Here is a 206-nt window from a genome sequence, read left to right on the forward strand (position 1 = left end):
CCAGCTTGATGCCGCGCTCGTGCAGGCCGGCGATCAGCGCGTCGAGGTCGGCCAGCGTGCCGAACAGCGGGTCGATGTCGGTGTAGTCGGAGATGTCGTAACCGTTGTCGTCCATCGGCGAGCGGTACACCGGCGACATCCACACGACATCGACGCCGAGCGCGCTCAGGTGGTCGAGGTGGGCGAGGACGCCGGGCAGGTCACCG

General features: G+C 68.4%; 1 protein-coding gene. It reads right to left on the bottom strand.

Annotated features, from left to right (window positions below; all coding sequences use genetic code 11):
- The coding region (locus BN358_RS23605) for an alpha-amylase family glycosyl hydrolase (protein ID WP_255346894.1) at positions 1-206 on the bottom strand (206 nt) is incomplete at both ends.

Origin of the sequence: Sedimentibacter sp. B4 (genome assembly GCF_000309315.1) — a bacterium.
GTDB classification, from domain to species: domain Bacteria; phylum Bacillota; class Clostridia; order Tissierellales; family Sedimentibacteraceae; genus Sedimentibacter; species Sedimentibacter saalensis.